The sequence below is a fragment of the Achromobacter sp. genome (assembly GCF_057314935.1).
The window spans coordinates 30468-50404 of record NZ_DBHKZA010000015.1 but is presented as its reverse complement, the minus strand read 5'-3'; the positions used below and the strand labels follow the sequence as shown (position 1 = coordinate 50404).

Sequence of the window (19937 nt, the reverse complement as noted above, 5' to 3'; positions counted from 1 at the left end):
ATTGCTGGTTTCCTTGTATTGATTCACCCACCCAACTCGACTCTAGGGGAATATTCATGAGCAGCATCAAGCGCTTCCACGTCGCCAAGCGCCTGTCGGACATGGCCGTGTACAACGGCGTCGCGTATCTGGCAGGCCAGGTGCCTGACGATGCCAAGCTGGACATCACCGGCCAGACCGAGCAAGTGCTGGCGACGATCGATCGCCTGCTGGCCGAAGCCGGCACCGACAAGACCAAGATCCTGATGGCCCAGATCTACGTGGCCAACATGAAGGAATTCGACGGCATGAACAAGGCATGGGACGCGTGGGTCGCCGACGGCAATTCGCCTCCGCGCGCCACGGTCGAAGCCCGCCTGGCCAACCCGGACTTCAAGGTTGAAATCGTCGTGACGGCCGCCGTCTAAGCGATATCCGCTTGCCAGCGAAAAGCCCTTCGGCATGCCGAAGGGCTTTTTCTTTTGGCGGGGCACCGCCTGATCGCGCGCACGCCATCAAGTCCCCATCAGCACGATCCCGGCCAGCAGGCCTCCCAATTCTTCGCACCTGGCCAGGTCCCCCTCGCGCACCGTCTTGGGCGCCAGGATCTGCTCGGCCGTCTGCGCACCCAGGTTGACGATCAGCGCTGGCGCCACCGGCTTCAGGCGCCAGCCGGTGCAGATCCGTTCGACCTGCCGTGCCGCGCCCGCGCCGTCGCTGCCTGCGCTGATGGCGCAACCGTAGGGCAGGCCCTGGATCCGGTCCAGCACGGCGTAGTAGTTGCGGTCGAAGCATTCCTTCATTTCCCCGCTCAGGCTGGCCAGGTTCTCCGGCGCGCAGAACAGGTAGCCCTGGCTTGCCAGCAGGAGGTCGGCGTCGACCTCCGCTGCGCGCCGCAGCACGACGCGCAGCGCGTCCGGCTGCTCCAGCTGCGCGGCGGCCGCTACGGCGCCCCGCGCGGCGGCCTCGGCCAGCTGCCGGGCCGCGCCCGTGCGCGAATGCCAGACGATCAGCAGCTGCTTCATGCGTAGCGTTCCAGGGTGTCCTGCCGGTAGTACGCCCGCAGCAAGCCATACCATTCGGGCAGCGCCTGCTGCATGGGGATGGGGTCGACGAAGAAGTGCTCCGAGCTGACGGCGAAGAATTCCGCCTCGTCGGTGGCGGCGTAGGGGTCCATCGGCAATTGGCCGTACCAGGCGTCCGCCTCCTCGCTTTCCGGGTCCACATCGTGCGGGATGGCCGCTTCGACCGCGTCGAGCGCGGCGATGAAGCGGTCCAGGCTGTCGTCCAGCACTTGCCGCCAGACTTTCGGCTTCAGATCCGGGTGCGCCGCCAGCGACGGCATGCCGTCGGCAAATCCCGAGCGCAGGTCCAGCTTGTGGGCGAATTCATGGATGACCACGTTGAAGCCGCCTTCGGACAGTTGTGTGTCTTCCCAGGACAGCACCAGCGGGCCGCCTTCCCAGGCTTCGCCGGCCGCGTCCTCGATGTATTCGTGGACCACGCCGTCGTCGTCCTGGCGTGAACGGGGAATGCGGAAACTGGCGGGATACACGATGATCTCGTCCCAGCCTTCGTAGAGCTCGGGCGCCAGGTTCAGGATGGGCAGGCTGGCCTGCGCCGCGATGGACAGGCGCATGAAGTCCGAGACCTCCAGGCCCTGCGCGCCATTGATGGTCTTGCTGGCCAACAGCCAGGCCGACCGCGCCAGCAATTGGGCGGATTCGTCGGCGTTCAACGCCGCCAGGAAGGGGTAGGCATCCAGCACCTGCCGCCAGAGTTCGGGCGAGATCCGGGCCTGCATCTCGGCCACCTCTGAAGGGCGGGCGCCCCGGCCCTTGAGCCAGCGCAACATAAGCTTCGGTTCCTTCTATATACCGGGAGACGGCGGGGCATTCAGTGTTAACAGCCCCTAGGGCCTGTTAGCACTAAAAGGAGCCTCGCATGAGTACCCAAATGAGTGGCTATCAAGGCGCGAAGCGCAGCCATGGCGGGACCACGGCGAGCATTCGCAACGCCGAGAGGCGCTCATTTGGGTGTTCACCCTTCGGGCAGGCCGACTATCGGGCGCCTGGCGTCGTTGCAGCCACCTTGCGTGGCAAAGCCACGCGGCGGCGTCTGCGCCTAGCCAGGCGCCCGATAGCCGGCCTGTGCGAGGCTCCTTTTAGTGCTAACAGGCCCTAGTGTAGAGTGTCGGGATATCAACCCGCCACGCACGACGCCCTTCATGTCCGCCCCGCCTGTTATCGACGCGCCTTCGCCTTTCGACGCTTCCTGGCGGCAGGAGGTAGGGGCGGGCCTGGACGCCGACGGCATGGCGCTGATCGACCAGGCGGTCGCCTGGGCCATTCCCCGGTTTGAAGGGCAGCAGGCATTGACGGGCGAGCCGTTGGCCAGCCATGGCGCCGGGGTCGTCCGCATCCTGGCGGCCTTGCACACCGACGCCGCCACGCGCGCCGCGGCGCTGCTGGCTGCCTTGCCCACCGACTTGATGGCGCCCGCGCCGGCCCTGCGCAACGACCCCGTCGCCACGGCGTTCGGCGCCGAGGTCGCACGGCTCGTCCAGGGCACCCGCGCGCTGCTGCGCCTGGGTGTCGTGGCCCGCCAGGCCAGCGATGCCGAGGCCGAAAGCGGCTCGCAAAAGGAAATGCAGCGCAAGATGCTGCTGGCGATGGCGGCCGACCTGCGCATCGTGCTGATGCGGCTGGCCTCGCGGCTGCGCACGCTGCGCTGGCACGCCGAAAGCAAGGCCCCGTGCTCTATCGCTTTTGCGCGCGAAACGCTCGACCTGTACGCGCCGCTCGCCAACCGCCTGGGCATCTGGCAGATCAAATGGGAAATGGAAGACCTGGCCTTCCGTTTCCTGGAGCCTGACCGCTACAAGCAGATTGCCCGGCTGCTGGAAGAAAAGCGCGTCGAACGCGAAGCCTTCATCGCCGGCGCCATCGACCGCCTGCAGACCGCCTTGTCGAAATCCGGCATCGAGGCCGAGGTCAGCGGCCGGCCCAAGCACATCTACAGCATCTGGAACAAGATGCGCGTCAAGCGCCTGGATTTCGCCCAGATGTACGACCTGCGCGCCTTGCGCATCATCGTCGATGACGTGCGGGCCTGCTATACGGCGCTGGGGCTGGTGCACGAGATGTGGACGCCCCTGTCCGATGAGTTCGACGACTACATATCGCGGCCCAAGCCCAACGGGTACCGTTCGCTGCATACGGTCGTGGCGGACGACGACGGCCGGCCCTTCGAAGTGCAGATCCGCACGCGCGACATGCACCAGTTCGCCGAATACGGCATGGCCGCGCACTGGCGCTACAAGGAAGCCGGCGCCAAAGGCGGCCAAGTGGCGGCCTCCAGCGAATACGACCGTCAACTGGCGTGGATGCGCCAGCTGCTGGCCTGGAACAGCGATGTCGAGGGCGGCGGCGAACCGGGCGCGGAAATCGTCAAGCCGGAAGCCGCCAAACCCGCTGCCGGCAAGTCCGGTCCGGGCAAGAACCGCAACGTGGTGACGGCGCCCGCGCATACCGACGAACGCATCTACGTGCTGACGCCGCAGGCGCGGGTGATCGAACTGCCCGCCGGCGCCACGCCGGTGGATTTCGCCTATCACTTGCATACCGACCTGGGCCACCGCTGCCGAGGCGCCCGCGTCGACGGCCAGATGGTGCCGCTGCAGACGCGGCTGTCCACGGGGCAGACCGTCGAGATCATCTCCGCCAAGTCGGGCGGCCCGTCGCGCGACTGGCTCAACCCCCAGTTGGGGTTTTTGGCCAGCCCGCGGGCGCGCGCCAAGGTGCGCATGTGGTTCAACGCCATCGAGCTGCAGCAGCGCATCACCCAAGGGCAGGCGCTGGTCGAAAAGGAATTGCAGCGGCTGGGCAAGACGGCGGTCAACCTGGAGCAGCTGGCGCAGAACCTGGGCTTTGCCCGCGCCGACGACCTGTACGTGGCGGCGGCCAAGGAAGAGTTCAGCCTGCGCCAGATCGACAGCGTGTTCCAGCAACCGGCGCCGGCCGTCGAGCCGCAGCCGGCCGCACTGCGCCACGCCAGTGCGGGCAGCGCCGAGAAAAGCGGCAAGAGCGGCGTGCTGGTGGTGGGGGTGGGGTCGCTGTTGACGCAGTTGGCGCGCTGCTGCCGCCCGGCGCCGCCGGACGCCATCGCCGGCTTCGTCACGCGGGGGCGCGGCGTGTCCATCCACCGCAGCGATTGCCACAGCTATCTGGCGCTGGCGGCGCGCGAACCTGAACGCGTGATCGAAGTCGCCTGGGGCGAGACCTCGGATACCTTCTATCCCGTGGACATCAGCGTGCGCGCGCACGACCGCTCCGGCCTGCTGCGCGACCTGTCGGAAGTCTTTGCGCGGTTGCGCCTGAATGTCGTGGGCGTGAATACGCAGAGCAAGCAGTCGCTGGCCCACATGGTGTTCACGGTGGAAGTGCGCGGGGGCGAATCACTCGCCCGCGCGCTGGATGCCTTGGCCGAGGTGGCCGGCGTGTCCTCGGCGACGCGCCGTTAGGACGAAGCCCCCAGGGCCGGACGGCCGTGGGGGAGGTGGCCTTAGTGGTCCAGGTTCTCGTGCGCGCGTTCGCGCATGAAGAACGAGGCAACGAGACCCAGCGCCACGCCGAACATCACGTAGTAGGCGGGCGCCATCGGTGAACCCGTGGTCTTGATCAGCCACGTCACGATGAACTGCGCGAAGCCGCCGAAGATCATCACCGCCACGTTATAGGCCAGGGACAGGCCCACTGAGCGCACGCGCGCCGGGAACAGTTCCGCCATCACCGTGCTGAACACGCCGAAGAAGGCCGACACGAAGAAGCACACCACGATCTGCACCGTCAGCAGGCGGCCGATCGACGGGGCGTCCGACAGCCAGTAGTACAGCGGGTACAGCACAAGCAGGTAGCCGATCAGCGAACCGATCACCAGCGGACGGCGGCCGATGCGGTCCGACCAGGCGCCCATGAACGGGGTCATCAGCACCATCAGCGCCGCGCCCGCCATCTGCACCATGAAGGTGTCCTTCATCGGCAGCTTCAGGATCTGCGTGGAATAGGTCACCAGGTACGTGAAGGTGATGTAGATGGACACCGTCGCGGTCACGACCAGGCCCACGCCGATCATCGTCTCGCGCGTGTGGGTCTTGATCATCTGGACGAGGCTCAACCGCTGCACCTCGCCGCGCGCGGCGGCCTGGCGGTCCTCTTCCTGCATCTTCTTGAAGACTTCGGTTTCGTCGATGTTCTTGCGGATATAGATCGCGATCGGAACAATCACCAGGCCGAACGCGAACGGCAGGCGCCACGCCCAGTCGGCGATCTGCTGCTGCGTGAAGAACTCGGTGATCAGCGTGCCGCAGGCGGCACCGATCAAGAGCGCCAGCATCTGGCCGGCCATCTGCCACGACCCGTAGAAACCGCGTTTGCCGTTGGGCGCCATTTCAATCAGCAGCGCCGTCGACGTGCCGAATTCGCCGCCCGCCGAGAAGCCCTGCAAGAGGCGCGCGATCAGGATGAAGATCGGGGCCAGGATGCCGGCGGCGTGGTACGTCGGGGCAACCGTGATCAGCGCGATGGACACGGCCATCAACGAGGTCACCATCACCATCGCGGCCTTGCGGCCCTTCTTGTCGCCGTACATGCCCAAAATGATGCCGCCGACCGGGCGCATGAAGAAGCCGACGCCGAAGATCGCCGTCGTCATCAGGATGGCGTTCAGCTCGCTGCCGGGCAGGTTGGGGTCGGTGGGGAAGAACAGCTTGGCGATGATCGGCGTCATGAACGCGAACACCAGGAAGTCATACCATTCTAGGGCGTTGCCTATCACTGCGGCCACGATGTTGCGTGTGGGGACTGCTTTGTGCTGCACGGTTTCTCCTTGGGGGGTATTTTTGAATCCGGGCGCCATTCTAGGCGCTTAACCCGTGAACGGTGGGCGGGGCCGTCCAAGACGCGGGCGCTTCCTGGCTTTACACTTGCCGTTTTTCCCCAAAAGAGAAGTGACATGAACGCGCGCACCTGGCTGGAAACGCTGGTGGGTTTCGATACCACCAGCCGCAATTCCAATCTTGCCCTGATCGAAACCGTCCGCGATTGGCTCAAAGGCCAGGGCGTCGATGCGTGGCTGGCGCACAACCCCGAGCGCACCAAGGCCAACCTGTTCGCCACCCTGCCTGCGCAGGACGGCAACGAGCAGGGCGGCATCGTCCTGTCGGGCCACACCGACGTGGTGCCCGTGGATGGCCAGGACTGGAGCACGGACCCGTTCAAGCTCGTCGAGAAAGACGGGCTGCTCTATGGGCGCGGCAGCTGCGACATGAAGGGGTTCATTGCCGGTTCGCTGGCGCTGGTGCCGGAATTCCTGGCCATGCCGCGCAAGAAACCGATCCACCTGGCGTTCTCCTATGACGAGGAAGTCGGTTGCGCCGGCGCGCCGTACATGCTGGCCGACCTGCTGGAGCGCGGCATCCGGCCCGAAGGCTGCGTGGTGGGCGAACCCACGGGCATGCAGGTGGTCGTGGCCCACAAGGGCATCAATCTCTTCCGCTGCAAGGTGCATGGCAAGGCGGCGCACTCGTCCTTGACCCCGCGCGGCTGCAACGCCATCGAATACGCCGCCCGCCTGATCTGCCGCATCCGCGACCTGGCCGACAGCTTCAAGGCCAACGGCCCGTACGACCAGTTCTACGACGTGCCGTTCTCGACGATGACCACCAACCAGATCCGTGGCGGCATCGCGGTCAACACCATTCCCGAGCTGTGCGAATTCACCTACGAATTCCGCAACCTGCCGGGCATGCAACCCGACGAGATCCAGGCCGAAGTCGAAAAATACGTGCGCGATGAGCTCTTGCCGCGCATGAAGGCCGAATTCGACGGGGCCAGCATCGAAATCGAAACCGGCGCGGCTGCGCCCGCCCTCGAAGCCTCGGAAGAAGCCGCCATCACCCAGCTGGTGCGTGCGCTGACCGAAGACCGCACCACCCGCAAGGTGGCTTACGGCACCGAAGCCGGCCTGTTCCAAGGCATTGGCATCCCGACGGTCGTCTGCGGCCCCGGCCACATCGAACAGGCCCACAAGCCCAACGAATACGTCGCGCTGGACCAGATGGCCTCGTGCGAGACCTTCCTGCGCCGCCTGGGCCAATCGCTCTAGGCGCCGTGGGCGACCGGCCGGGGCAGGGGACTTCCCGCCCCGGCCGCGCCCGGGTCAGGTAAAATGACGGGTTGCAAACCGGATTTGCGGCCGGCAGTGGTCTGCCGCGATACCGGGGGAGATGCTTGGTGAAACCTTACGATTTTCCGGATGCCAAGGGCCATTTCGGCCCTTATGGCGGTGTTTTCGTGGCGGAAACGCTGATGCACGCGCTCGACGAGCTGCGTGCCGCTTATGACCATTACCGTGTCGACCCCGCCTTCCTGGAAGAGTTCAACTATGAACTCAAGCATTTCGTCGGCCGGCCCAGCCCGGTCTACCATGCCCGCCGCTGGTCGGACCTGCTGGGCGGCGCCCAGATCTGGTTCAAGCGCGAAGACCTGAACCACACCGGCGCGCACAAGGTCAACAACTGCATCGGCCAGGCGCTGCTCGCCAAGCGCATGGGCAAGCCGCGCGTCATCGCCGAAACCGGCGCCGGCCAGCACGGCGTGGCCACGGCCACGGTGGCGGCCCGCTACGGCATGGAATGCGTGGTGTACATGGGCAGCGAAGACATCCGCCGCCAGGCGTCGAACGTCTACCGCATGAAGCTGCTGGGCGCCACGGTGGTGCCGGTCACTTCCGGTTCGCGCACCCTGAAGGACGCGCTGAACGAAGCCATGCGCGACTGGGTCACCAACATCGAAAACACGTTCTACATCATCGGTACGGTGGCGGGTCCCGACCCCTATCCCCGCATGGTGCGGGACTTCCAGACCGTCATCGGCAACGAATGCCTGACGCAGATGCCGGAGGCCATCGGCCGCCAGCCCGACTACGTCGTGGCGGCGGTGGGCGGAGGCTCGAACGCCATGGGCATCTTCCATCCCTACATCCCCTTTGAAAACGTGCGCCTGATCGGCGTCGAAGCAGCGGGCGAGGGCATGGACAGCGGCAAGCACGCCGCATCGCTGGCCGCCGGCCAGGTGGGCGTGTTGCACGGTAACCGCACCTACGTCATGCAGAACGCCGATGGCCAGGTCCAGGAAACGCATTCCGTGTCTGCAGGCCTGGACTACCCCGGCGTCGGCCCCGAGCATGCCTGGCTGAAAGACACCGGCCGCGCGGAATACGCGGGGATCACCGACGATGAAGCCCTGAAGGCGTTCCACGACTGCTGCCGCATCGAAGGCATCATGCCCGCGCTGGAGTCCTCGCACGCCATCGCGCAAGCCGCGAAGATGGCGGCCACGCTGCCGCGCGACAAGGTCATCCTGGTCAACTTGTCGGGCCGTGGCGACAAAGACATGCATACCGTCGCCGAACGTGCCGGTATCGAGCTCTAACACCATGACAACTCGCATTGATCGTATCGCTGCCGCCTTTGCGCGCACCGCCGAATCCGGCCGTGCCGCGGCGCTGATTCCCTATATCGCGGCAGGCGACCCGTCGCCCGCCGCCACGGTTCCCCTGATGCACGCGCTGGTCGAGGCCGGCGCCGACGTGATCGAGCTCGGCGTGCCGTTTTCGGATCCCATGGCCGACGGCCCGGTGATCCAGCGCGCCGCCGACCGCGCCATTGCGCAGGGCGTGGGCCTGGCCCGCGTGCTGGAACTGGTGGCTGAGTTCCGCCAGCGCGACACCACCACCCCCGTGGTGCTGATGGGATACGCCAACCCGATCGAACGCATGGGCCAGACGGCGTTTGCCGTCAACGCCGAAAAGGCGGGTGTGGATGGCGTGCTGGTCGTGGACTATCCGCCTGAAGAAGTCATCGAGTTCGCCGCGACCTTGGGCGAGCACGGCATTGCCCCCATTTTCCTGCTGGCCCCGACCTCCACCGAGGCCCGGATCCAGGCGGTGGCGGAAGTGGCGCGCGGTTACGTGTACTACGTGTCGCTCAAGGGCGTCACGGGCTCGGGCTCGCTGAACACCGACGACGTCGCCGAACGCGTGGCCGTCATCCGCCGCCATGTGCGCAACATCCCGGTGGGCGTCGGCTTCGGCATCCGCGATGCGGAAAGCGCCCAACGCGTGGCGCGTGTGGCCGATGCGGTCGTCATCGGCAGCAAACTGATTGAAACGATGGAGCAGGCGGTGGCTGACGCCCCGGCTGCCCAGAAAACCGACGCTGCAGTCACCGCCGCCAGCGGCTGGCTGCGCACCATCCGGCAAGCGCTGGATCAAGTAAAACGAGAAAACGCGTCGGCCTGAATGGCGGGCGCGACCTCACACGGGATGAAATATCAATGAGCTGGATCGAAAAACTCCTGCCTCCTCGCATCAATAAGACCAGCGACAGCGGCGCCCGCCGCGTGCCCGAAGGCCTTTGGGTGAAATGCCCGTCGTGCGAATCGGTGCTGTACAGCGAAGACTTGGCGGCCAATCTGCATGTGTGCCCCAAGTGCGACCATCACATGCGCATCGGCGCCCGCGCCCGCATCGATTCGTTGCTGGACATGGAAGGCCGCGTCGAAATCGGCCAGACCACGCGTTCCGTGGACACGCTGAAATTCAAGGACACCCGCAAGTACCCCGAGCGCCTGCAAGAGGCCGTCAAGCAAACCGGTGAAACCGATGCGCTGGTGGTCATGAGCGGCTCGATCCGCGGCGTACCGGCGACGCTCGCCTGCTTTGAATTCGAATTCATGGGCGGCTCCATGGGCTCGGTGGTCGGCGAGCGCTTTGCGCGCGGCGCCCAGGCCGCCCTGGACAACAAGACGCCGTTCATCTGTGTGGCTGCCTCCGGCGGCGCGCGCATGCAGGAAAGCCTGCTGTCGCTGATGCAGATGGCCAAGACGAACGCCATGCTCACGCGCCTGTCCGCGGCGGGGCTGCCGTTCATCAGCGTGCTCACCGACCCCACCATGGGCGGCGTGTCGGCCAGCTTCGCCTTCATGGGCGACGTGGTCATCGCCGAACCCAAGGCGCTGATCGGCTTTGCCGGTCCGCGCGTGATCGAACAGACCGTCCGCGAGAAGCTGCCTGAGGGCTTCCAGCGCGCCGAGTTCCTGCTGCAGAAGGGCGCCATCGACATGGTCATCGACCGCCGCCAGCTGCGCGAGGAAATCGCCCGCCTGCTGGCGCTGTTGACCAATCAGCCGGCGGACGTGGTGACTGCTGTCTGATCTGCGTTCACCGCCTCGAAAAATGCCGTCGTCAGCCCTCGCGTTGTCGGCGGCATTTTCGTTGCTGGCTGCCCGCCGAATTGTTGTGCCACAGGCCAGATCTTGTATCGGGTGTGACCACGTTTTTCGGAACAGTGTTTTCCACGCCGAATTGTTGCCATATTGCGACAACGATCAAGCCATGCGGCCCGGATTTTGATATGTTGCCGGTTAGACCAGAATTCTACGGAGTTACCTATGCTGTCGACCAAGAAGAAAATGCTTACCTGCCTTGTCGGTTTGGCGCTTGCCGGTGCTGCCACCGTGGCCAGCGCGCAATCGTCCGAGGGCACGCAAGGCGGGGTCAGTATGCATTACGGCATCGGCGACCACTATCAACGCTTCACGCTGAACTACGAGACCCCTTCTGTCTGGACGCACCAGTTCGGAGGCAATTGGGGGCGCCTGGACCTGACGCCGGAATTCGGCGCGTCCTATTGGTGGGCTGACGGTTCGCGCTCACCGGGCCACGTCTGGCAGTTGAACGCCATCCCGATGTTCCGCTGGTGGACGGGCGAACGCTTCTACCTCGAAGCCGGCATTGGCGCCACGGTGTTCTCCAGCACGCGTTTCGCCAACGAGAACATCAGCACCGCCTTCCAGTTCGGCGACCACGTCGGCATGGGTTTCCTGCTGACCCCGAACAACCGTATCGGCGTGCGCTATTCGCACTTCTCCAACGCCAGCATCAAGCGCCCGAATCCGGGTCTGGACGTGGTCCAACTGACGTACACCTACCAGTTCTGACCGCCGCCAGGCTGCAATATTGAAGCCCTCGGTCACGAGGGCTTTTTTTCGGCCTGCGTTCGCCGCTGCGGCTGGCGTCGAGCGTCCCTGGGGCGGTCCCAAGGCAAAAAAAAGCCCCCATCATGCGATGGGGGCTTTTTGTCGCGCTAGCGGCTTAGTGACGCGTTTCGACTTGAACCAGCGGTTCGTTCGAGACGGTCGCAACCGGCTTGCGCTCACGGCCCAGGCGGGTCGGCGTATGCGCGGCAGCGATACGCAGCTGGGTCTGGGCGTGGCGGTCCGGATCGGTTTCCACCCACTTCAGGCCAGCGGCGTTCACCACGTCGTGCAAGGCTTGGGCCTTGGCCGTCGGCGCCGTTGCCGGCACCACGATCGGTTGTTGCGCATCCACCGGCGCGGCAGCGACCGGGGCGGCGGCTTCAACCACCGGCGCGGGGGCCGTCACGACGGGTTCCGCGGCAGCGGGTTCCACGGGGGCAGCCACCGGTGCAGGTGCGGACACCTGGCTGGCGGGTTCCACGGCGACGGGCTGCGTCACTTCCGGTGCAATCGTTTGCACGGGCTGGGCCACGGGTTCGGCCGCGGTTTGCACGGGTTCGGCCTTCGGGGTTTCGACCTGTTGGGCTTCAACCGCCTGGGCTTCGACCTGCGGGGCGGCCACTTGGGCTTGCACCGGCGCAGCTTCGACCACCTGGGCTTCCGTCACCTTGGTCGGGACGGCTTGCGTCTGAACCGGGGCGGCTTGCTCAGCGGTCGCCGGGGCGGCTTCTGCTACCTGGACCGGGGCAGCCGGGGCGGCGGGAGCGGCAGGAGTGGCTTGGGTCGCGACGCCTTCGGCTTGTTCGCCGGCCTCGTCATCCGAACCGTCTTCCAGCTGCTCGTCGCTACCTGCCAGACCGGCTTCGTCCGGGCTGCGGCGGCCACGGCGGCTGCGGCGGCGGCGGCGCTTGCGTTCCGGATCGGCTGCGCCTTCGGCTCCCTCTGCCGTCGGGATGCCGTCGGCGGTTTGCTCGGCAGCGTCGGCCGCTTCCACAGGGGCTTCAGCGGCCGGCTTGGTGTCGGGCAGGGCGGTCGCGACGCTTTGCGCCAATGCGGCCACCATGCTTTCCTGTTCGCTCATCGGCGCGTCGGACTGGCCTTCTTCACGACGATTGCGGCCACGGCCACGACGGCGATTGCGGCCGGCGCCGGTGTCGTCGCCATTGGCTTGGTCAGCCTGGTCGGGACGGTTGGAGGCCAGGGCTGCTTGTGCAGCCTGGTCGCCGCGCGGCTCGTTGCGGTTGCCGCGGTCGCCACGTTCCTGGCGCTCGCCGCGTTCGCCTTCGGGGCGACGGTTGCCACGCACGTGGTGACGGCCGCCTTCGCTGCCTTCAGCGCCTTCGGCGCGCGATTCGCCGCGGCGGTTGCGGTTGCGGTCCGAACCATGGCGTTCGCCACGGCGTTCCTGGCCGTCATGGCCGCTGCGGCCCTTGCCGCCACGGCCGGAAGCCGCGCGCTTGGCGCTGTCTTCCTGGACGGCGGGGGCGGGCTTGGCGGTGTCGGCATTGCCGGTCAGCCAGCCGACCAGGCGCTTGAACAGGCCACCCAGGCCACCCGCTGCGGCGGGCGCGGCAGGCGCGGCGACCGGGGCTGCGGGCGTCGAAACGGGAGCGGGCTGCGAGGGCGTGATGCCCTTGACCAGCGCTTCCGGACGGGCCTTGATCTCGCTTTCGCGCGGCTGCCAGGGAGCGTCCGTGGCCGGTGCCTCAACCAGCTCGAAGCTGGTCTTCAGTTCTTCCAGGCGCGGATCGTCGTGGCGCAGGCGCTCGATGTGGTGATGCGGCGTTTCCAGATGCTTGTTGGGGATCAGCATCAGGTTGACCTTCAGGCGGGCTTCCATCTTGGTGATGTCGGCGCGCTTTTCGTTCAGAAGGTAGGTGGCGACATCCACCGGCACCTGGGCGTGGACCGCCGCGGTGTTTTCCTTCATCGCTTCTTCTTGCAGCAGACGCAGCACGTGCAGGGCGCTGGATTCGGCGTCGCGGATGACACCGGTGCCGTTGCAGCGCGGGCAGGTGATGTGCGAGCCTTCGTTCAGGGCCGGACGCAGGCGCTGGCGCGACAGTTCCATCAGGCCGAAGCGCGAGATCTTGCCCATTTGCACGCGGGCACGGTCGAAATGGAGGGCGTCACGCAGGCGCTGTTCGACGGCGCGCTGGTTCTTGCTGTCTTCCATGTCGATGAAGTCGATGACGATCAGGCCGCCCAGGTCGCGCAAGCGCAACTGGCGGGCCACTTCGTCGGCCGCTTCGGAGTTCGTGCGCAGCGCGGTTTCCTCGATGTCGGCGCCGCGGGTGGAGCGGGCCGAGTTCACGTCGACGGAAACCAGCGCTTCGGTGTGGTCGATCACGATGGCGCCGCCGGAAGGCAGCGTCACGGTGCGCGAGTAGGCCGTTTCGATCTGATGTTCGATCTGGAAGCGCGAGAACAGCGGGATATCGTCACGGTAGCGTTTGACGCGCTGGACGTTGTCCGGCATCACCACGCTCATGAAGGCGGTGGCCTGGTCGGCGATCTCGTCGGTATCGATCAGGATCTCGCCGATTTCGGGCGAGAAGTAATCGCGGATGGCCCGGATGACCAGGCTGGATTCCAGATAGATCAGGATCGGCGCGGAGTTGTCGCGGGCGGCGCCGTCGATGGCGGTCCACAGCTGCAACAGGTAGGACAAGTCCCACTGGAGCTCTTCGACGTTGCGGCCGATACCGGCCGTGCGGGCGATGATGCTCATGCCCTGGGGCAGCTCGAGCTGCTCCATCGTGTCGCGCAGTTCCTGACGGTCTTCGCCCTCGACGCGGCGCGAAACGCCACCGCCACGGGGGTTGTTGGGCATCAGGACCAGGTAGCGGCCAGCCAGCGAGATGAACGTGGTCAGGGCAGCGCCCTTGTTGCCGCGCTCTTCCTTTTCGACCTGAACGATCAGTTCCTGGCCTTCGCGCAGCGCATCCTGGATGCGGGCGCTACGGACATCTACACCTTCCTTGAAGAAGCTGCGGGCAACTTCCTTGAAGGGCAGAAAGCCGTGACGGTCTTCACCGTAGTTGACGAAGCAAGCTTCCAGGCCGGGTTCGATCCGGGTGATGACACCTTTGTAGATGTTGCCTTTGCGTTGTTCGCGGCCGGCAGTCTCGATGTCGAGGTCGATGAGTTTTTGCCCATCGACGATTGCGACGCGTAATTCTTCCTGATGCGTCGCATTGAACAGCATGCGCTTCATGAGAGGGTTTCTCCGTTGTCATGACGCGCCGATATCGGCGCGTGACCTCGGGTCACTCGGGCTGCGGCTGAAGCGGGCAAGAAATGCGGACCGTACCTGGGCGGCGCCCAGGCGTATCCGCCGCGGGTCAGGCGGGCACGTCGTGCCGTGGGGCACGGGGTTCTGTCAGCAGGAGGGTCAGCTTCACTGAATGTGGTTTGACGGAAAAATTGCTGTGAACGGCAGTTGCGGTCGGATTGGTTGCCTACACGCAGCTGGTGCTTTAAATATGCGACGATTCTTGCAGTGCTTCAGAGCCGCTTGCGGCATGCAACGGACCTGCTGGGACAGCGGGCAAAGTGAATGCCACACCACTATCCGGCAGGGCGCGGTTGCGCCGGCGACCAAGAGACCCAGGGGTTGAATGAGCAGGCAGTACAATGGCGGCCCGCGCGCTCGACGGAGTTGCGTATTTAAATTGCATCTCTACGCCAGGCGGCTAGTTCAGCCCCTTAAGGCTGTCCCGATTATATGTCGCTTTCCGCAATGCGCAAAGAAACTTCCTCCCCCATATCCCCCTCTAAAGCCCCCCCCGCCGTCCGAATGGTGGAGGTCGATGCCGAGCATGCCGGCCAGCGTCTGGACAACTACCTGATGCGGCTGTGCAAAGGCGTCCCCAAAACGCATATCTACAAAGCCATCCGCGGCGGCGAAGTGCGCGTAAATAAGGGACGCATTTCGGTCGACTATCGCGTCGTCGAAGGCGATATCGTGCGCATCCCGCCGCTGCGGCTGCCGGATCCCGGCAAGCCCCGGCCCGTGCCCGGCGCGGAATTCCCGATCGTGTTCGAAGACGATGCGCTGCTGGTGGTGGACAAGCCCGCCGGCGTGGCGGTGCACGGCGGCAGCGGCGTGTCGTTCGGCGTGATCGAACAATTGCGCGCCGCCCGGCCCGATGCCAAGTTCCTGGAACTGGTGCATCGGCTGGACCGCGAGACCTCGGGCCTGCTGATGGTGGCCAAGAAGCGCAGCGCGCTGCTGGCCCTGCATGCCATGCTGCGGGAAGGCAAGGGCGACAAGCACTATCTGGCCCTGGTCGAGGGCGATTGGGTCAATGACCGCCAGCACATCAAGCTGGGCCTGTCCAAATGGACCACCCAATCGGGCGAGCGCCGGGTCAAGGTGGATCCCGACGGCCAGACCGCGCACACCATCATCACGCTCAAGCAGCGCTTCGGCGGCTACAGTCTGGTCGACGCCGAACTGCGCACCGGGCGCACCCACCAGATCCGTGTGCACCTGGCCGCCAGCGGGTTTCCCATCGTGGGCGACGACAAATACGGCCATGACGATGTCCGGGCGGAATTCGCCCGGGCCGGGTTCGGCCGGATGTTCCTGCACGCCCACCAGCTGACCTTGGCCCATCCGGTCACGGGCGAGCCCATGACCCTTACCGCCGAACTGCCTCCCGCGTGCCGGCAAATACTGAAACAACTGGAGTCGGTCTGATTATGTCGTCGTATTCGCTGGTCGTTTTTGACTGGGATGGCACCTTGATGGATTCCACGCACAGCATCGTGGCGGCCATCCAGGGCGCTTGCCGTGATCTGGAGCTGGCGGTGCCCTCGGCATCCGAAGCCAGCTGGGTGATTGGTCTGTCCCTGGAAAGCGCCTTGCGCCGCGCCGTGCCGGAACTGACGCAGGCGATGATGCCCCGGTTCCTGGAACGCTATCGCACGCATTACCTGCTGCGCGACCCTGAGCTGCGTCTGTTTGACGGTATTCCGGAGTTGCTGGCCGAGTTGGCCGGGCAGAACGTGCGCCTGGCCGTCGCGACGGGCAAGAGCCGCGTCGGCCTGACCCGCGCGCTGGCGGCGACCGGCCTGGGCCCCTTGTTCGACGCTACCCGCACCGCGGACGAAACCTTCAGCAAGCCGCACCCGGCGATGCTGCACGAGCTGATGCAGGAACTCGATGTCGACCCGGGCCGCGTCGTGATGATCGGCGATACCTCGCACGACCTGCAGATGGCGGCCAACGCCGGCGTCCATGGACTGGGTGTGACGTATGGCGCGCACACCCTGAAGGAACTTCAAGGTTGTGCGCCGCAGGCGGTGCTCGATAGCGTGCCGCGGGTGCGCGACTGGCTCTTGCCGCGGGTGTCCGCGGGCGCCTGATCCGGCCTCCGGCCGGGAACGTCCGGTGTCGCGGCGAGTCAATCTGGAAGTTCCCGTCCGCGGCGATGCCGCCGCGGAATATCATGGGATGGCGCAACGTCTATGGCTTGCGCAGGGTGCGGCCATCACTGGCAGGCGCCAGACCGGAGAGACCACGATGCTGATACGCAAGCCCGCCGATATTGTTCCGTCCGAAATCACCGACGAAGCCGTCTGGCGTTCGCGGCGCGAGTTGATGCTGCGCGCCGGGCTGACGGCTGCCGCCGTTGGCTTGCCAGGCTGGGCGACGCGCAGCGCCTTCGCCCAGGATGCCGGCGCTCTGACGGGCAAGCCCAACGCGTCGCTCAGCGTCATGGACAAGCAGACCTCGCTGGCCGATGTCACGTCCTACAACAACTACTACGAGTTCGGCGTCGACAAGGGCGATCCTGCCGCGAACGCCAGCAAGCTGCAGACGCGCCCCTGGACCATCAGCGTGGAGGGCGAGGTCGCCCGGCCGCGCACCTTCAGCATCGAGGAATTGCTCAAGCTCGCGCCGATGGAAGAACGCGTCTACCGCCTGCGCTGCGTCGAGGGCTGGTCCATGGTGATCCCGTGGGTGGGCTATTCGGTGTCTGAACTGTTGAAACAGGTCGAGCCCACGGGCAACGCCAAATATGTGGAATTCGTGACGGCGGTGCAGCGCGAGAACATGCCGGGCGTGCGGGCCGCCATCCTCGATTGGCCCTACGTCGAAGGGCTGCGCATCGACGAGGCCATGAATCCGTTGGCGATGCTGGTGTTCGGCGTGTACGGCAAGGTCCTGCCTAACCAGAACGGAGCCCCGCTGCGTCTGGCGGTGCCGTGGAAGTACGGATTCAAGTCGGCCAAGTCGATCGTCAAGATCCGGCTTGTGGAAAAACTGCCGGTGTCGTCCTGGATCAAGGCGGCGCCGCAGGAGTATGGCTTCTATGCCAATGTGAACCCCAACGTGCCGCATCCGCGCTGGAGTCAGGCGACCGAACGCCGCATCGGCGAGGACGGCCTGTTCAGCCCCAAGCGCAAGACCTTGATGTTCAACGGTTATGGCGAACAGGTGGCGTCGCTCTACCAGGGCATGGACCTGAAAGCGAACTACTGAGGCATCGATGCCTGAAGGCACTTCGCAACCCGCCGCAACTGCAGCCCCGCGCAAGGCGTCCCTGTCCGCTCGGGCAGTCGGGCGGTTCAAGCCTGTCCTGTTCCTGCTGGGCCTGACGCCGTTCCTGCGATGGATCTGGCTGGGTTTCAACAACGGCCTGACCGCGAACCCGGTTGAGTTCCTGACACGCTCGTCCGGCACGTGGACGCTGGTCTGCCTGCTGGTCACGCTGGCGATCACGCCGTTGCGCCGCCTGACCGGGCAGCCTGCACTGGTTCGGGTGCGCCGCATGTGCGGGCTGTTCGCGTTTTTCTACGGCGCCATGCATTTCACGGCCTGGGTATGGTGGGACCGGGGGCTGGATCCGGCCGCGATGCTGCAGGACATCGGCGAGCGCCCCTTCATCACGGTGGGATTTGCCGCCTTCGTGCTGATGACGGCGCTGGCGGCCACTTCCACGCAGTGGGCCATGCGCCGGCTGGGCAAGCGTTGGCAGCAGCTGCACCGCGCCATCTACGCGATCGGCCTGCTGGCGGTGCTGCACTATTGGTGGCACAAGGCCGGCAAGAACGACCTGGCGCAGCCGCTCCTGTACGCCTGCGTGCTGGCCTTGCTGCTGGGTTGGCGGATCGTGGCGTGGTGGCGCCGCAGGGCCTGACGGCCGCGGGGGCGCGCCCGGATCAAGGCCTGGTCAAGGCGGCGCGCCCGGTGCTTGGCTAAGGCATCGCCAGCATGATCGCGGCCGTCTCCGCATCCGGCTGGCCATCGTGGAGGGCGGGGCGATAGTGCATCTGGAAGGCCGCCAGCGTGTTGATCGTTGCGCGGTCCAGGGCGCCGTCCTGTGGGCAGGCATAGCCCAGCCGTAGCAGCTGCTTCTGGAACCAGGCCACGTCCGGCACGCCCTCGGCTTGCAGGCGCGCCAGGTGCTCGGTGGCGCCCGCCTCGTCGTACCAGCGGCCGATCCCCGCCGCAGCCAACGCTTTCCACGGGAAAAGCGGGCCGGGGTCCACTTTGCGCTGCGGGGCGATATCGCTGTGGCCGACCACGTTTTCGGGGGCGATGCCGTGGCGCTGGATGATGTCGCGCAGCAGGATCGTCAGTGCCCGCACCTGGCGCGCGTTGTAAGCGTGCCAGAGCGGCTTGCCGTCCGGGCCGTCCGTCCAGCCCGGGTTGACGACTTCGATGCCGATGGACGTGCTGTTCATGGCGATGTTGCCGTACCAGGAGCTGGCGCCGGCGTGCCAGGCGGCCCGGTTTTCATCGACCAGGCGATAGGCGCGCCCGGCGTCGTTGATCAGGTAGTGCGCGCTGACCTTGCCTTGGGACAGTAGCTTCATGGAGGTGGCGTCGTCGACCGAGGTGTAGTGCAGGACGACGCTGCGTACGCGGCTGGCCTGGCTGACGGCGGTGACGGAGGTGTCCAGGTCCAGCCCGGCGGGGCCGCGCGCGGCGCAGCCGGCCAGGACTGCCGTGGCCAGCAGTGTGGTGATCAGGCGGAGCATGGGGTCAGCGGGCCAGGTAGAGGAACAGCGTGGGCAGCTTGTCCAGTTGAGGCGCCGGGCGCTTTTTCCAGTCGGCCACGGTGTGCGTCACGACCCATTCGTCGGCCGTCGTGACCGAGCGGGCCACGCATAGCTTGGTGTCGCCCTTCAGGCTGGCCAGCAAGGTGGCGAACATGGCGGCGTTGCGGTACGGCGTTTCGATCAGCAGCTGGGTCTGGTTGTGGTTGGCCGAATGCTGTTCCCATGCGCGCAACTGCTTGGCGCGCTCGGCCGGATCCACCGGCGCGTAGCCGTGGAAGGCGAAACGCTGCCCGTCCAGGCCGCTGGCCATCAGTCCCAGCAGGATGGAAGAGGGGCCCACCCAGGGCTTGACGGTGATGCCCAGGCGATGGGCGGCGTCCACGACCTTGGCGCCGGGGTCCGCCACGGCCGGGCAGCCCGCTTCGGAGACCAGCCCGATTTCCGCCCCTTTCCTGACCGGGTCCAGCCACGCCTTGATCTGGCCGTCGTTGATCTTGTCGGTCAGGGTGTGGATGGTGATTTCCTGCAGCGGCCGAGTGGTGCCGATCAACTTCAGGAAGGCGCGCGCGGTCTTGGCGTTCTCGGCGATATACGTGTCCAGCCGCCCAGCCAGCGCGCGGACGTCAGCGGGCAGCCAGCGCTCGGGCGGGGCGTCGCCCAGGCCGACGGGGATGAGGTGCAGGGCGCCGCTCATTGGCGTGCCTTCGCGCTGTGGCGCTGCGGCGTCATGAGCCTTCGGAGCGGCCGGGCGGGTTATGGGCGTGCCTTCGCGCAGTGGCGCTGCGGCATCATGAGCCTTCGGGACGGCCGGGCGGCTCATGCCGTGGCTCCCGGCGCGTCCAG

General features: G+C 66.1%; 17 protein-coding genes. 11 read left to right on the top strand and 6 right to left on the bottom strand.

The features are described from left to right. Positions 1–56: 56 nt before the first annotated feature. A complete protein-coding gene (locus tag ACO6D5_RS07910; RefSeq protein WP_006223803.1) occupies positions 57–407 on the top strand; it encodes a RidA family protein in 351 nt (116 codons plus the stop codon). Between the two features lie 87 nt (positions 408–494). Here the strand turns inward: ACO6D5_RS07910 and ACO6D5_RS07905 are convergent, their stop codons facing one another. Both ACO6D5_RS07905 and ACO6D5_RS07900 read right to left on the bottom strand, forming a co-directional pair. After that, positions 495–1004: a flavodoxin family protein gene (locus tag ACO6D5_RS07905; protein WP_315845195.1), complete on the bottom strand. Its 510-nt coding sequence runs from the start codon at positions 1002–1004 to the stop codon at positions 495–497. After that, positions 1001–1834 (bottom strand): zinc-dependent peptidase, encoded by an 834-nt coding sequence (locus ACO6D5_RS07900; RefSeq protein WP_315845196.1) that lies wholly within the window; start codon positions 1832–1834, stop codon positions 1001–1003. The genes ACO6D5_RS07905 and ACO6D5_RS07900 overlap by 4 nt, the downstream gene beginning before the upstream one ends. A gap of 372 nt (positions 1835–2206) precedes the next feature. Here ACO6D5_RS07900 and ACO6D5_RS07895 point away from each other — a divergent pair, with 372 nt between their 5' ends. Beyond that, a complete protein-coding gene (locus tag ACO6D5_RS07895; protein ID WP_485825068.1) occupies positions 2207–4501 on the top strand; it encodes a RelA/SpoT family protein in 2295 nt (764 codons plus the stop codon). 41 nt (positions 4502–4542) lie between these two features. Here ACO6D5_RS07895 and ACO6D5_RS07890 read toward each other — a convergent pair whose 3' ends face one another. Beyond that, entirely contained in the window at positions 4543–5856 is a 1314-nt protein-coding gene (locus ACO6D5_RS07890; RefSeq protein ID WP_485825067.1) for an MFS transporter, read from the bottom strand. A gap of 135 nt (positions 5857–5991) precedes the next feature. Here ACO6D5_RS07890 and argE point away from each other — a divergent pair, with 135 nt between their 5' ends. From argE to ACO6D5_RS07865, 5 genes are all read left to right on the top strand, one after another. After that, the gene (gene argE / locus ACO6D5_RS07885) at positions 5992–7143 is read left to right on the top strand and encodes an acetylornithine deacetylase (protein ID WP_315845199.1); all 1152 of its coding nucleotides are present in this window, start codon (positions 5992–5994) and stop codon (positions 7141–7143) included. Positions 7144–7271: 128 nt separating this feature from the next. Beyond that, positions 7272–8471, top strand: a complete 1200-nt coding sequence (gene trpB, locus ACO6D5_RS07880; RefSeq protein ID WP_485825066.1) for a tryptophan synthase subunit beta — start codon at positions 7272–7274, stop codon at positions 8469–8471. Between the two features lie 4 nt (positions 8472–8475). Next, positions 8476–9339, top strand: a complete 864-nt coding sequence (gene trpA, locus ACO6D5_RS07875; protein ID WP_315845201.1) for a tryptophan synthase subunit alpha — start codon at positions 8476–8478, stop codon at positions 9337–9339. Between the two features lie 35 nt (positions 9340–9374). Continuing rightward, a complete protein-coding gene (accD, locus tag ACO6D5_RS07870; RefSeq protein ID WP_088587972.1) occupies positions 9375–10253 on the top strand; it encodes an acetyl-CoA carboxylase, carboxyltransferase subunit beta in 879 nt (292 codons plus the stop codon). 237 nt (positions 10254–10490) lie between these two features. Then, positions 10491–11039 carry an acyloxyacyl hydrolase gene (locus ACO6D5_RS07865; RefSeq protein WP_315845203.1) on the top strand — a complete coding sequence of 183 codons (549 nt, stop codon included), beginning with the start codon at positions 10491–10493 and terminating at the stop codon, positions 11037–11039. Between the two features lie 154 nt (positions 11040–11193). On the opposite strand, the gene ACO6D5_RS07860 is transcribed toward ACO6D5_RS07865, so the two are convergent. After that, on the bottom strand, positions 11194–14295 hold the full coding sequence (locus tag ACO6D5_RS07860; RefSeq protein WP_485825065.1) for an Rne/Rng family ribonuclease: 3102 nt from the start codon (positions 14293–14295) through the stop codon (positions 11194–11196). Positions 14296–14820: 525 nt separating this feature from the next. Here ACO6D5_RS07860 and ACO6D5_RS07855 point away from each other — a divergent pair. The 4 genes from ACO6D5_RS07855 to msrQ all read left to right on the top strand — a co-directional run bounded on the left by ACO6D5_RS07855 (position 14821) and on the right by msrQ (position 18229). Beyond that, positions 14821–15783 (top strand): RluA family pseudouridine synthase, encoded by a 963-nt coding sequence (locus ACO6D5_RS07855; RefSeq protein WP_485825064.1) that lies wholly within the window; start codon positions 14821–14823, stop codon positions 15781–15783. 2 nt (positions 15784–15785) lie between these two features. Then, positions 15786–16451, top strand: a complete 666-nt coding sequence (locus tag ACO6D5_RS07850) for an HAD-IA family hydrolase (protein WP_315845206.1) — start codon at positions 15786–15788, stop codon at positions 16449–16451. 157 nt (positions 16452–16608) lie between these two features. Next, positions 16609–17571 carry a protein-methionine-sulfoxide reductase catalytic subunit MsrP gene (gene msrP, locus ACO6D5_RS07845; protein ID WP_485825084.1) on the top strand — a complete coding sequence of 321 codons (963 nt, stop codon included), beginning with the start codon at positions 16609–16611 and terminating at the stop codon, positions 17569–17571. Between the two features lie 7 nt (positions 17572–17578). Continuing rightward, positions 17579–18229: a protein-methionine-sulfoxide reductase heme-binding subunit MsrQ gene (gene msrQ, locus ACO6D5_RS07840; RefSeq protein ID WP_315845207.1), complete on the top strand. Its 651-nt coding sequence runs from the start codon at positions 17579–17581 to the stop codon at positions 18227–18229. 58 nt (positions 18230–18287) lie between these two features. Here the strand turns inward: msrQ and ACO6D5_RS07835 are convergent, their stop codons facing one another. Both ACO6D5_RS07835 and ACO6D5_RS07830 read right to left on the bottom strand, forming a co-directional pair. After that, on the bottom strand, positions 18288–19073 hold the full coding sequence (locus tag ACO6D5_RS07835) for an N-acetylmuramoyl-L-alanine amidase (RefSeq protein ID WP_485825063.1): 786 nt from the start codon (positions 19071–19073) through the stop codon (positions 18288–18290). Between the two features lie 4 nt (positions 19074–19077). Next, positions 19078–19788, bottom strand: a complete 711-nt coding sequence (locus ACO6D5_RS07830; protein ID WP_485825062.1) for an SAM-dependent methyltransferase — start codon at positions 19786–19788, stop codon at positions 19078–19080. Between the last annotated feature and the right edge of the window lie 149 nt (positions 19789–19937).